8 protein-coding genes are annotated in these 14,287 nt (G+C 51.1%); 2 read left to right on the top strand and 6 right to left on the bottom strand.

All coding sequences use genetic code 11. The features are described 5' to 3' along the window. Positions 1–214: 214 nt before the first annotated feature. Together ACR0FE_RS13070 and ACR0FE_RS13075 are read left to right on the top strand one after the other, a co-directional pair. Entirely contained in the window at positions 215–2,347 is a 2,133-nt protein-coding gene (locus ACR0FE_RS13070) for a CHAT domain-containing protein (protein ID WP_480913129.1), read from the top strand. 717 nt (positions 2,348–3,064) lie between these two features. Continuing rightward, positions 3,065–3,538, top strand: coding sequence for a hypothetical protein (locus ACR0FE_RS13075; RefSeq protein ID WP_480913131.1), 474 nt, complete (start codon positions 3,065–3,067; stop codon positions 3,536–3,538). Positions 3,539–4,134: 596 nt separating this feature from the next. Here the strand turns inward: ACR0FE_RS13075 and ACR0FE_RS13080 are convergent. The 6 genes from ACR0FE_RS13080 to ACR0FE_RS13105 all read right to left on the bottom strand — a co-directional run bounded on the left by ACR0FE_RS13080 (position 4,135) and on the right by ACR0FE_RS13105 (position 14,280). Continuing rightward, positions 4,135–5,388, bottom strand: a complete 1,254-nt coding sequence (locus ACR0FE_RS13080) for a hypothetical protein (RefSeq protein ID WP_480913132.1) — start codon at positions 5,386–5,388, stop codon at positions 4,135–4,137. 229 nt (positions 5,389–5,617) lie between these two features. After that, positions 5,618–9,013 carry a DEAD/DEAH box helicase family protein gene (locus ACR0FE_RS13085; RefSeq protein WP_480913134.1) on the bottom strand — a complete coding sequence of 1,132 codons (3,396 nt, stop codon included), beginning with the start codon at positions 9,011–9,013 and terminating at the stop codon, positions 5,618–5,620. Continuing rightward, a complete protein-coding gene (locus tag ACR0FE_RS13090; protein WP_480913136.1) occupies positions 9,010–11,109 on the bottom strand; it encodes a GmrSD restriction endonuclease domain-containing protein in 2,100 nt (699 codons plus the stop codon). The genes ACR0FE_RS13085 and ACR0FE_RS13090 overlap by 4 nt, the downstream gene beginning before the upstream one ends. Positions 11,110–11,124: 15 nt before the next feature. Next, positions 11,125–11,604, bottom strand: a complete 480-nt coding sequence (locus tag ACR0FE_RS13095) for a hypothetical protein (protein ID WP_480913138.1) — start codon at positions 11,602–11,604, stop codon at positions 11,125–11,127. Between the two features lies 1 nt (position 11,605). Further along, complete coding sequence (locus ACR0FE_RS13100) at positions 11,606–12,751, bottom strand: restriction endonuclease subunit S (RefSeq protein WP_480913140.1); 1,146 nt, start codon at positions 12,749–12,751, stop codon at positions 11,606–11,608. Next, positions 12,748–14,280 (bottom strand): type I restriction-modification system subunit M, encoded by a 1,533-nt coding sequence (locus ACR0FE_RS13105; RefSeq protein ID WP_480913142.1) that lies wholly within the window; start codon positions 14,278–14,280, stop codon positions 12,748–12,750. Before ACR0FE_RS13105 ends, ACR0FE_RS13100 begins: the two co-directional genes overlap by 4 nt. Between the last annotated feature and the right edge of the window lie 7 nt (positions 14,281–14,287).

Genomic DNA, 14,287 nt, shown 5'->3' on the forward strand with positions numbered 1-14,287 from the left:
GTAACGGGAACTTCCGGCTTGAACCGGAATCTTGCGGGCTGGGTAGGTGACGCGTAGCAGCGTCCGAAGTGGTTAAAGCTCTATCGTTGCGTAACTCGGTCTAATCTTACTCTTGGTATGGCAATTCCGACTGTTTTCGACCGATCAAAAATATGCTCTGCTTACTTGTCGCGTTGCAGCCTAAATATTCCAATTATTGAGAGAATTCCAACAAATGACCTCGCTTAGAGAGATGTTTCCGAAATTCAGTCATACTCTGCCCACTACGGTTTTATGGGAGGCTGAATTTGAATGGAGCTGCGAAGCTGGTTTGCAGCTTGCGCATACTCTTTATCAAGACTCTGTTTCATCGCAGAAACTTGAGCAGAGCGTTTTTCTTGAACGTGGATTGATTTTGAGAGATGACCTTTGCGCCCTGACGGCCTCTACGAGCAGGGAACAGGATCTGTTAATCATTGACGCTATTAAATTTGCCATTTCACAACCGTTCATCCACCGCCTCCGCAACATCGGAGAGATGGCTCAGGCGTATGATTGGATACTTTGGTCAATATCACGAAACCACATAATCGAAGGTGGAGGAGGCGAAGCCGATTATTCTCTTCCACCGTTTGATGGTGCGGGTAGTGCGATAAACGAATTTGCTACGCAGTTCCTTACTGATTGGACGTCATCTGCCTACTATTTAGCGGTGAAATTCGGTGGATTGGATGAGCTTGCAAGAAATCACTTCTACTATTGCTTGGGATACGCAATGTCTGAAGTAGGCGGCCCAGATACTGCTTCCGGAATAGACGCCGCGATTTTTCTTATTAACTGGGCCGCGCATGTCGATCATGAATCCCTTCCCGATTTGATAGATACAGTCGAGAGCTGGCTGGAAATGCCGTCCACAACGGAGCAACAAAGAATTCGGTTGGCCACCTTGTTGATCGGCCCTGGGTCAAAATACGCAAAAAGGCCTCCAGAGGATATTGCGGCACACTTCCTTGCAGCCTACCCAGCAGGGTTTCGTGATCATGAGCGCCTTCAATTCTTGACGGTCGCTACAAATTGCCAAGAAAAGTGGCTGGAGAATAAAGTAGAGATCATCAACGAGATCCAGAAGTTTCGAGCCGTCATAGAGAGTGACCAAGGCAACAAAGTCAGGTCAGATATAGTGATGGAGGCGCGCATTACGCTGCTTTATCCGTTACTTCTCCTACTGAGCAAGATCCCCGATCTGGACGCAGTGATAGAGGTGCTCAGCTCATGGTATGGGAAGCCATACGATCCGAGGATGGCTCATCAAACACTTCTCGTTATGCCTAACAACGGCGACGGTGTTACCTGGGTTGGGCCTGGCATAACGTGGTCGCCAGACGACCAAGACGTTGTCTCGAGCCTTGAGCAGATGCTTTGTGTTACCTCAGAAGCGTTCAATGATTATTTTCGCGGACCCGGCGGTGACAGAAATCTAGAAATTGATTTCAGGCTCCGCGGCGCTCCAGCTCCAGAACACGGCCCGGAATTGGAGAAACAAGTCTTGGACCATTACAGGATTGAGGATGCCTCAAGGGTTATTTCCGATCACGCTAATCTCAAGTATCTAATTGCCTTCCCAAACCATCACGTCCCATTAACTCCCTTAGTGGACAGAGACGTCATTCAGGGGCTGTCTCAAAGCATTTCCCTTTCATCCCGTTTCACAGATCCCAAGATTCAGAGAGTTCTTATATGGCCTGGAGAAACGCATACAACTGCGGTCGAAGTTGATGCGATTTCGCGTATAGGAGCGGAGGTAGGTATAGATGTCCAAGTTTGGGCTAATCCTACCGACAAAGAGAATTTTCGGGAATTTTGGTCGTCCACGGACTTTGAAATCCTGTGGATAGCAGGTCACGGGAGTCATGACCCTAACGACGTGCTTAAATGTGGCCTGGTGCTCGGCAATGATCAGATTTTTAGCATAGACGATTTCTCGTCTCTTTCGGATCCAAGTGATCCTCGGGCGGTCGTTGCTAATATCTGTAGCGGTGGAGCGGCGAGAATGATTGGTGGCATCGGGTCGACCGGAATCGCCAGTGCCATTACATCAGATGTTCAGGCGACAGTTACTCATAATTGGCCTATTGATACCTATGCGGCGCTGGCATTCGGCGTCGTGTATTTCTCTTGCTTGCGTGAAAGAGGTCTGATCGGCGGCCTAAGCCAATCGCGGGAAATACTGCGTTCACAAGAAAAAATTGTATCCCATTTGAGAGAGCGCTTCCGAGACCACGACGTTGTAAACATTTTGAGTTCAGATCATGCCAAGCCGCGACTGGAAAACATAATGTCATGGGGGGCTGCAACCCTCTATTGCTGATGATCATAGCCGACTCGAGTTTTCACGCGCTGTGTCTGTCCAAGATGTAGCTACGACTTGAGGGCTATTTATTCTTGGCCTCGATGCTGCGAATGATCGCTTGCGGTTCACAACTGACAAACGGAAGGCGGGAACCGGTGATTGTGACAACACAATTCTCGGTCGCTTCTTGGGAGGGCAACTACAATGAAGGTCTGCTCATTTGCTTGATCCAGTCAGGACGAGTAATGGCTCGAGTTGTCGCAACGGTCTCTCCGCCAGATCCCTTCAATATCGAAGTCCTAGGTTTCCCCATGCATGATGAAGGGGATGGGTTCTGGTGCCACCGCGTCCGGATGTTCCAAACCTCCTGTAGCCATGGTGGAATGGTGGTCGAGCAACCAAGCGCTGAGAGCGCTCAGGGCGAGCGTTTCTACTTACGTGCTGTCGTATATCGAAAACTGCGTTGGACGCTGCCAGTGAACGCTCGATGCAGCCTGGTATTGTGCGTAGTTTTCAAGCGGTCACAGTGTGGTTCATTTCAAATTAGCGGCTGACCAACCGGTTGTTTTGTAGACCAACCATCGTTCTTGCGCTTCTTGTTTTAAAGCAACATCTTATGCGGGATTAGACGTGTTCACAAATGAGCGGAACTTACGAAAGATGCTTCGGCATTTTTCACGCAGTATCAGAAACATGTCCGAAGCAACGTTGGGCAGATCAAGGCAGGGGTAAACCGTGACAAATGACAACACTCAAGAAGACGCGGATTTCTATTTCGACATTATCCAAAGGGTAGGAGCGGAAAAAATCAACGATCTCGCATTCGGTGTGCTTTGGCGTATGCGGAAAGTGCCGTTTCAAGATCTCACAGGAGACTATTTCCCTTGGCCTTACTCGGGCGAGAAGAAAGATTTCTCCGTTGTGGACGAGCTGATCTGGGTCATGCACGAGGACGCTCATAGGCTTTTTGAAGACAATTACCGACCTGTTATTCGTCCACATTGTAAGAACGGGGTGGCAACTCTGCGCGACGGTGAAGAGGATCTCCTAATTGTTGCCACCTCAGACGGAGGTGACGATGGCCTGACGCACTTCGAGACCCTTGAGCGAGTCCAACTCGAAATTGAAGATGCAGTTTTCAGAATAGTTAAAAACCACGATCCAGCCACTCTAAATGAGGAGTTCGAAGCCCTAGGATATCAGTCGTGACGTCGAACGTTTAATGCTATTAGTAACTAAAACTAAGACGAAAAAGGACAAATGAGCAAGAAACGCATTGGCCCAAAGCGCCGCAAGGGTGGTAGTGGTATGATCGGGATGGGCAGAGGAGATTTGTCTCAAACCGGCGGCTCCATAACGCGGAAGATACCACCCACTGAGGTTGTCCAAGGCAATAGGGATAAAGTTGGGCTCAAAACCGTCAAAGTTGATCGGGCGGCTGCGTCATTTGCATCCAGGGTAAGCGTCGCAAAATCCAATAAGCCCTAAGGCTCAAGTTGAATTGTTTCTTGTGTTGTAGAGGGGTGGGTTTCTGGCGCAAGTAGCCGGTCAACACGATGCCGCTCTCTCGCTCCAACTGACCTGACGCTGGTTAAATCAAGCGCGAGATCCAAAGAAACCAAATGGTCATTGCGTCCCAGTTTGCATCCGAAGTGCATACTTTCTTGATTAGGTAACAAGTTTTTCACACTTTTTGTGACCGACACCTTTGGCCGCCGGGCGTATAAGTGCCTTTTCCACACGGCTTAGGCCGAGCGCTTCACGTTCCAGGCCTAATTACTTGTTATAGAGCTAGACCTAAACTTCTACGCCTTCCTGTATGCACCATCAAACGAACTCCATGCCCTAGATTCCCGTTCACTCAAATGACGAAGTGCTATTTCGACCTGCTTACTTAGATCGGTATAGGACAAGTATGTCGAAGTCGGCCCCAGCCCGACGCGTGTTGGAGGCATCTTCAGTTCTTTTTCTCGCAGAACGCGCCTCACCTCAGAGGCCTGGTCTTTCTTGTGTTCAGCCCAAACCTCATCTCTCTTCATCAATGCAAGAACGCCCGACTTAAGGAATATTTCCGCACGCTTTCTTTCTTCGTGCCCCCACACAGCTTGAATAGCACTTCCGGGTGCTTGTTTCGGATCTCTGAAAGTCGGTAGCATGAACTGAAAATATCTCTTTTGAAGTTTTGTGAATCTGAAGGCTTTTAAGTCTGTCAAGTTTCGGAGTTTCAGTGCGTCGAGGTCAGATTGTTTGATTGTCACCTCCACACGTGCTCGTTGCTGCCGGAGTGAGAGCTGTTCGAAGCTTCCCGTCTCCGGGTTTTGCTTGTCTCGCGTCTTATTCTGTATACGGATCATTCCGCTACTGTTTCGTTCGCCAAGATACATTGTGCCATCAACGAATGGGCTTCTGAATTCGTCAGGCTCAGGACGCACAGTCAGCGCCTTGTGGCGATCATCACCCATTTTTGGAGCCAAGTAACTTGAAACGACTTGGCTGCTAAACCCGTCCGGGACCCCTGTAACAGATCTTGGTTGGTCCATCCCATTGCGCCATCGGTTTAATGACGCAAAATACGTTCTCTGAAGCAGCCCCACCATCATGTTCCTAGCGTCCTCAGAACCGCATCTGGAATACACGTCCAAGCTCACTTCAAGCTCGTGGATTTGTGGCGGTTGACGCTCTCCCTTTTCAGCTCCTATGGCGGCGACAATTTCGGAAACTTTGGTGACGGATCCGGGTTCTTGAAACCTAATTATGAAATCGTCCGCAACATCTCCAGCACCAGCCTTTTGAGGCCAAATCTTACTGTTCCGGGTTAGAAAACTTCGGAGGACTTTCTGTATCCACTGCACCTGTGTTCGGTTCGTAAATACACGAACGTCAATAAAATCAATCTCTGCGCGAAAACGATAGTCTGACAAATCAATCTTTGGCTTGAGCAACCTTCTTCCACGAAAACGCGCTTGCTTGCGACCTGTGTCTTCTTCGGTGAAGCAAAGCCCGGCACATACGAATGAGGAGTAAGGATCATCAATTCTAATGGAAGTGGGCAAACTCATGACCGATGCTCAGGTGGTAGTATATTTGATGGCGCTGATAGCACGTCTGTCGGTCTCTGCAATGTGATCGTCGTGGACATACGACGCATCTAAGTGAAGTCCGGACAATTCTTAGTGGCTTGTTCGGGTAGACTCATCAGTATTGAACTTCTAATGGCGTTTTAATGTCGCGACCCATTCTTCTTAGTTGATTAGGGGTGGTAATATTGGCGTCTAGTGCAAACGAACGCTAAGCAGCAGCCGAGGCGTTCAACCTCTTCACGATTTGGATAATGCGCTTGGTTTGTTCGGCGGGAAACACGCCGGAAATTCCTTGATCGTCGAAATCTGTATATGGACTTTCATAAAACCGTTTGGGTTCGACGAACCCGGCTTCAGTAAGGTGGTCGATAATCAGATTGAGAAACTCCATCTGGTTCGCAGTCGGGTTTGCTTCGCCGATAAACTCGTTGAAGGCTGCTTTGGCAGCAGAGCGTTCCATTCCAATCAGCGACCTTAAAAAGATCCCAAACCCATGTTCCTGGGTTACTTCATTCAAAGTTTTCTCATCCGCGACGCCTTCGGAAAGGAACATTCGTTCAAGTTCACGAAGATCCTGTTCGGTCAGTTGTTCTGCCCGTTTTAGTTTCAGGATAGTGATGTGGTCAGAATGGTCTTCTAAAAACCTCCGGACCTTCATGTTAAAGCGTCCTTTGTCGACGCCGGAGCCGACATCTGGCAGGTTGATCGCGCTGCCATGTCCAATTTCGTCCTCGAAATCTGTCACTACAACTTTGCGTTCTGTTGGTTTGATCAGTTCTACCAATCCTCGCAATTTGAGACGCACGCTCTCAAGCATCTCCAACGTCACATCTTCCCAAAATGCTTCATCTTGAAGTTCAAGAATGAGCTCCATTTCCTTAGCTACAACGGGCACATTCGAAAGTGTTTCAAGTGATGAAGCCACCTTCTGGATCCGTTGTTGCAGAGGGGAAAATGCAGCCTCACCGTTGAGAAGACAGAGTTGCGCATTCAATAAAAGGAGGTCGAATTGCTTGGCTGGCAGATTGTCATCCTTGAAGGATGTTGGAAGTCCGGCAACTCGCTCCGTAAGATCAAGCTGCGCGTCGAGATCAAGATGTTCCCAGTTCTCAGGCTTTTGAAACTTCTCGACGGGCCTACGGTTCTGCCTAACCAGAAAGTTCTCGAGGTTCATACCCGAAACTTCGTCGATCAATCGCGTTTTGATTGCCTGGGACAGTTTTTGATGATCCTCTTCGCCTTCCTGCAATGCACTAATGAGAGACACCCTGGTCGAGAACAGTCGTTCTCCGATTGGCTTTGCAACGGCACCATCTAAAGCTTCGGGATTTTCTTTGAAGAACTCCAGATTTTGGCAGAAATCGAAGATCAGGAATTCTTGTTTGTCCTCTCCGGAACCAAAAAGATCAGGACATAGTCGCGTTCCACGCCCGACCATCTGCCAGAATTTAGTTTTGGACCGCACCACCTTGAAAAAGACGAGGTTTACCACCTCCGGAACGTCGATTCCAGTGTCCAACATGTCCACCGAAACAGCGATATGTGGTGATTTTTCTGCTTCAGAGAAATCGTCGATCAACGAGCCAGCGTAGCTGACGGAATAGTCGATAAGCCGGGCAAACTCTCCTTTGAGATGAGGATAGTTGGCATCAAAACGTTCAGTGATGAACTGGGCGTGTCGACTGTTCTTGGCAAAGATAATTGTCTTTCCTAGCCGGTCGCCGCCAGCCACCTTGATCCCGTTAGCCATCAAGTGTTCCAGAACCTTGTCGACAGTATCCTTGTTGAACAGCCACTTGTTGAGGTCGCCGGACTCAACCCGGTCAGGCGTGGAACCTTCTTCATCCCATTCTAACGCATCCCACTCTTCCTTTTCCTCCTCGGAAAGGTCGTCATAGGAGATACCATCTCGCTGGAATTTGAGTGGAACGGAAATGGTTTTAGGCGGCACGAGAAACCCATCCCGAACCGCGTCTTCCAGATCGTATGCGTCTGTAGGAACACCTTTTTCGAGTTGGAAAAGGGAATAAGTATCCCTGTCGATCTCATCGCGCGGCGTTGCGGTCAAACCAATCAACATTGCGTCGAAGTATTCAAAAATCGCCCGGTATTTTCGATAGACAGACCGGTGGGCTTCGTCGATGACAATCAGATCGAAGTGGCCCGGACCAAAGCGTTTTTCACCCTCCTTGGCCTCGTCGATCATCCCCATCATCGTTGGGTAGGTAGACAACAAAACACGCGCACCGGAATGGTCGTTGTTTGTGGCGTCATGGCGCTCTAATAGGTTCGCACTGGGCGCCGAGGACAAATGTGTCTTGAAAGCGCCATGGGCCTGTTTAACAAGGGCAACCCGATCCGCTAAGAACAGAACACGACGCACCCAATTGGCACGCATTAGCTGGTCAATCAGCGCGACGACGGTTCTGGTTTTTCCTGATCCAGTCGCCATGACCAACAGAGCCTTGCGCTGTTTGTCTTGTTCAAAGGCTTCCCCGACCCGGCGAATAGCGCGCTGCTGATAAAAACGCCCGGCGATGTCTTCATCCACGGACACGTCATCAAGCACTTTCCGAGAAGATCGGCGTTGGTGAAGGAGAACCAATTCGTCTTTTTTCAGGAACCCCGAAATCGGGCGGGGTGGATACGTCTGGTCATCCCATATCCAGTGCTCGTATCCGTTAGTGCAAAAAATAACAGGCCTGGTGCCATACATCTTTTCGAGACAATCAGCATACAGCTTCGCTTGCTGCTGGCCGACGCGTGCGTCCTTCTTGGTTCTCTTCGCTTCCACGACAGCCAGAGGTTTGCCATCGTCCCCCCACAGGACGTAGTCGACGAATCCCTCTCCGGTTTGGTTCGGCATGCCCACCACTGGAAACTCGCGGTCACGTGAGGTGTCCAGAGGCCAACCAGCTTCTGACAAAAGCAGGTCGATGAAGGCGTCCCGTGTCGTCGCCTCGTCGTAGTCATGCTCATCGGGTCGGGACTGGTTGGCGGCGCGCGCGGCGGCCATCTCAGCGCGCAGGCGAGTCAGCTCCTCTTCCAGCGCCTTCCTGCCTTCTTCAGACGTTTTGCGCTCTTCTTCAGCCTTCTTGAGCGCTTCCTGAGCGATCGCGTGTTTGTCGCTTAGCGCTTTGATCTGTTCGACTGTGCTTGCCGTGATGGTCAGTGTCTTTTCCAGCTTTCCGGCGTCGAATTTTAAGGCAGGATCTAACTTACCATTTTTGGAATAAGTGCGTGCGATCCAGTAACAGACATGGAACAGCTCACGCACGGTCGCTGCAGCATGGTTGGCTCTGATCCTTTTGCCACCCTCATGCGCTGCCCGGTTGCCTTGCACGCGGATAAAGTCAGCCTTGGCAACGATGGCTGGACCGGTGAGCGTCGCCAGCGATGGTTCTGCAATCAGAGCGTTCAGGTTTTCCGAATAGGGGCTCTTCAGCATTGGGTCGCGCCGATATAGCCATTTAAGTGCCGTTTCCAACGTCAGTCGGGCATAGAAGCAAGCGCCTCGCGGATCAGACAAAGCCGCTTGCTCGGCATTCTGGGCGTGCAAAAAGAGATCTGGAAACTCTTCAGATAAGAAAGCAAATTGGGTCAATCTCCAACAACGCTCCCTAGTTGTTGTTCCAACGATTGCCGAACTAAACCCACTGCGTAATGAAGGTCATCCGCATTCTGTAGCTTGTATTCGACTTTTCCATTGCCCCATCTCCCCATGTTGGAAACATCTCTGGTTACACTTCGCGGATCGCGAAGCTCTGATGGATCAATATTCAACGACAGCAAAAGGCCTGATGCTTGCGGAATAATGTCTACGAAGTTGGTTTCAGCTTTGTAGGCTACATACAGTTTCAAAAACTCTTCGGTAACGCACGGATCGAGCGCCATCACTTCTGTTCTTAGTTGATCGAACAGTGCACGCGCGTGACCGCCGACTAAATGGGGGTGATCATTAACGGAATACGAAGGCCTGTCCAAAATTGGTTTTTGGTAATCAGACAGGATCTCGTCGGAAAGTGTGGGTGAAACCCAAACCTGTAAGGCACGTTGTGAAAGTGCCTTTGCGCGCTGCTGAATAGTGTCTTCGTTCCATTCCGCGTGCTGGCCCAGCCCTTCGTTGACTTTCAGCGGGCTTTCCGCAAACCCGCCTTTCATGTCCCGCTTTTCGCTGAAAGGTCTGTCGCTGTATTCAGAATTGTATCCTGTCAGCGTCAGATTCCCCAAGGAGTGCAGCCATTTTTCCTGAACGCGTTTCCAGTCGCCGCCGAGTGCATTTTGCCACGACTGAGATAGGTTTTCGTTTTGGGGCATGATGTGTTCGATGGTGTAGTCATCGACGGCCACACGCTCTTTGCGACCATGATTTTCGAATTTCCGCAGCCAATAGCTTCTGTTTCTGAAGTTGTAGAGATCGCGCGTTTCAAGGTCTTTCCTAAACTCTTCGTCACCGGGAAAACGACGGTATGACGGCAGTCCTAGGAAGTGGGCCTTCACGCTCTCCAGATACCGGTTCTTGCGAAGCGCCTTGCTGAAGGTCGAAAACGTTTTGTTCATCGAATTAGTTGGAATGCTACAGACGGCTCTCCTGAAAACATACGCCTCGATAAGGCGCACGATCTCGTGAAAATCTTCGCCTGAAAGCACTTCGTCACGATAGTCGGTGTAAAGCTCGAGCAGGAATGGATAGGCAACATCCACGCGCAGCTCACGCAAATCACGAAAGGCTAGGCTGAGTTTCGGATCTTGTTCCTGCCGCAACGCAATAGCGCAAAAGGAACGGGCATAGTCTCGAACTTCTCGCACCAAAGCTTCAATATCAACGCCCTGCGCCTCACTTTTGCGCGCATAGTCTTTGTAGGCCTCGTAGACATCTCCTAGTCTAGGAATGTCGCCGGTCCTTACTGTCAGGTAGTGTCGCATGAAGCCGTCGAAATATGTGCCATATGCTTCCTGACCAAAGCTCTTTTCCATCGGCCGCCAATAGTCTCTGTAAAGCCGCGTCTGCAATTCCGGCTCCAGCCCCATCAATACGAAATTGCGGATCAGGTCTGCTTGGCTGAGCTCGCGACCTGTCGAGTTCATGCTCTCGAAAATCAGCTGTGGATTGTCGTGTTCCCTGCTTAGGGCAATATCGACAATCATCAATTTCAAAAGGCCCTCGCAAACGATCTCGAGATCGCTCTCATTGGCAGTCAGCCACTTCTTGAAATTCTCGTAGTTCTCTTTGATCCGCAGCGACGGCGCGTCTGGCAGCTCGTGTTCCCCCACAATCGCGGTCAGTGTTTCCCGATCAGTCTGAGACAGCAGCAGCTTGTAATACGCGTCCCCGTCTTCCTCGGCATTCACAAGGTAGTAATTCCGCGTTTTGCGTTCAGTAAATCCGCCAACCGGATCACGACCTTTCAGGATTTCCGCCAGCGCTCCCAGCAACAGGGTCACCGTGGTCAGGCGCTGTTGTCCGTCAATCACCAGAAGGGGCGATTGGTTGGTGACGGTGCTAAGTCCCTGTTCTACGTAAACCACTGACCCGATAAAGTGCACCGGTATACTCTGCTCTCTCCCCGCGCGCAGTATGTCATCCCACAACTGCTGGCATTCCTTTTCCGTCCATGAATAGGTGCGCTGGTATATCGGAATGATGAATTGCGGCGAGTTCTTAAGGAATGTGAGAAGCTTGGCTTGGGAAGCTTTCATGGTCTGTCTTTCAAATCAGATTGTGCGTAGATCGGGGAACACGTCGGAAAAATGGCTTTTGACTTTCTGCCACTCTTGCGGGTCAAGCGGTCGTCGGCAATGCACATTATTTAAAACATTGTATCCACAAGCCTTAAGATTGTCGGCCAGTTTCTTTTCCAACGCAGCCACAATGTCACGCAGTGGCTTGTGCGCGGCGAAGTCGTCCGCTTCATCAAAGATTGGGCCATAAAATACGAAGTCGTAAGAGGTAATTATGTCAGTTGTAAGTCCGCGAGACTCAAGATTTCGGCGCAGGGCATTGGCGTGTTTGTTGCGACCCAGATGCTGTCCAAACCGGTCATAAGGGGCCGAGGCGTTGGGGCTGCTTTCATCACCCGTGCGCCCGACATAAAGATAGATCTGCCCCTGCGCGTGAACCCGCCAGACATACAGCCAGAAACCGCGCTCGAGCATCGCCCCCGGCAGGCTGAGAGAATGGAGCACGGCGGTCACTTCAGAGTTCCCCGTGGAAAGCGCGGTGCTGGAGAGAGGCAAAAAGGTTATCCAAACACTTATGAGCATTTTCCTGAGCGATGCTCGATCGGCTCAGTGCTAGCAGCTTACTTTCAAAGAGGTTCTGCCGCTCGAGTTCTGGCAAAATTAGATCAAAATCCTTCATTATTGACGTGTTAAGATTGGGCTGTGTCCCATCTGGTGCAATCCGACGAAAGTGATCAGTCGCAAAATTGATTAGTTTCAAAAGGAAGATTTTGTTGAGCTTGGTCTCGGGTATATCTTCCAGCGCGAGCCAACCATCGTGGATGCAGCCATCGAGATCGATGATGCGCGCGAATCCAAGGCTAACTCCGCAATTTGCAAAAATTAGCGAACCTTTCTTGAGGTGAACAGTCTTGTTCAAGCCATCCGAAGAAATCTTCTCAGCAGTAGAGCGAATGTAAATCGGATCGCCCTTCGTGCCATCGCTAATCTTGATCCAAGGGATGTCGCCCCCTAGATAATTTTTGATGGGCCGAGGGGATCCTCCCCGCCGGATTTTGACTACATCTCCCAGCTTCTGCGTCGACCAACCTTTCTCATTTCGGATCGGATCCCCAAACATCTCATGAAAGATCGCCTGGCCGAGGGTGCCGAGTTTGTCCAGCGCGCGGGAGCGGAGGCGGCGCAGGGCGTCCGCCTGATCCAGTATCCCCGCAATCCGCTTCTGCTCCTCCAGCGGCGGGACATTGATCTGCAACTCCTTTAAGTCACTAAGGGCTACATTGCTCACCAAAGCGTGCCTTCCCATGCTTGCAATTCGGGCCATTGCTTCTTCTAAGGCATAGAAAAGCCATCTCGTGTCTGTGTCAGCGTGGGCCGAGACTTTGACAATTCTCTGGTTTAGAAGAGCGTTTGGGCCAGTCCAAACAACGGTTCTGAAACTGCCTGACAGCGTCAACAATAGATCGCCGCGAGAGATCACGAACCTATCGGCGTATGATTCAGGCCAGTATTTGAAATCGGTGGACGCACCCGCTCCCACGTTTTGAATCCGAATAATTGGCATTCCGATGGGGTCATCGGAAAACTGCTTAGCTTTCCATGCAAATCCGGACAAAAAATCAGCAACGTCCCCAAGCGGTCTAAGCATAGAAAAGCTCATCCTAACATTTCCTCGAGTCGGTGCAGCCCTTGGACAATCTCCTTCTCAATCTCTCGGAGCTCCGCGATGATCTCGACAGGTGCTTGATGCTCTACCTCCTCGTGCTCGATCTCCTTGTAACGATTGATTGACAGGTCCCAGCTGCCAGTGGCGGTAATGTCCTTGGCGCGAACCGTAAAGCTCTGAGCGGTGCGGGGCCGATTGGCCTCACACTCCAAAGCCTCCCAACGACTTAGGATGTCGGGCAGGTTGTTCTTGGCGTGCTCTTCTTCACTCAGCTCGGCCAACGGACCCAGCTTGTCCGTGTCTAGGAGCGGCGTTCGCTTGTCGTCCAGTGAATAGCCGTCCGCTGTCATGTCGTAAAACCAGACGTCCTCGGTTCCGCCGACACCAGTTTTGGTAAAGACCACGATGGCGCAGGACACGCCAGCATAGGGACGGAAAACGCCCGAAGGCAGCTTGATGATCGCTTCGAGCTTGTGATCCTCGACCAGCATCCGCCGGATATCCTTGTGCGCCTTGGAGGAGCCGAAGAGCACTCCGTCGGGCACAATCACCGCAGCCCGCCCGCCGGTGCGCAACAGTCGCAGGAAGAGGGCGATGAAAAGCAGCTCGGTTTTCTTGGTCTTCACAACCTTCAGCAGATCCTTGGCGGTGGTGTCGTAGTCGAGGGACCCAGCAAAGGGCGGATTGGCAAGGATCAAGGAATAGCGGCCTTCATCCTCGCCATGTTCCTCGGCCAGGCTGTCGCGATAGGAGACATCTGGGTTCTCGACTCCGTGCAGAGTCATATTCATTGCGCCAATCCGCAACATCGTGCCGTCGAAATCAAAGCCGTGGAACATACCGGAATGGAAATGCTGGCGGCTATCCTTATCCATCAGCATCTTCGGGTGGCTGTTGCGCAAATACTCTCCGGCCTCCACAAGGAAACCGCATGTGCCTGCAGCCGGATCGCAGATGACGTCCTTGGGTGTGGGAGCCATCAGGTTTACCATGAGTTGGATGATGTGGCGTGGCGTGCGAAACTGGCCATTCTGCCCGGCACTGGCGATCTTACCGAGCATGTATTCATAGACATCGCCTTTGGTATCGCGGTCATCCATCGGGATGTCGTCGAGCTGCTGAACAACCTTGGCCAACAAGCTTGGGTTCGAGAAGCCAAGACGCGCGTCCTTCATGTGCGTGCCGTAAGATGAGCCTTCCTCGCCCAGTTCACGTAGGAACGGGAACACATGCTCATCGACGATGCGCATCATCTCCCGGGATTCAAAGTTCTTGAAGCGCGACCAGCGGAGGTTCTCGTATGGCTCACCCTTGGAGTCATTCCCGGCCGGAAAGATGCGACGCTCCATCTCGACGTCGAGCATCTCGGCCTTGCTTTCCTCGACAGTGTGCAGATCGTCCAGCCGTTTGATGAACAGCAGGTAGGTGATCTGTTCAATCACTGAGAGCGGGTTCGAAACACCACCTGACCAGAAGGCATTCCAGATTTGATCGACTTGGGAACGGATGGGGCCTGTGAGCATGTTGAAA

The organism is Ruegeria sp. K7 (assembly GCF_056531785.1).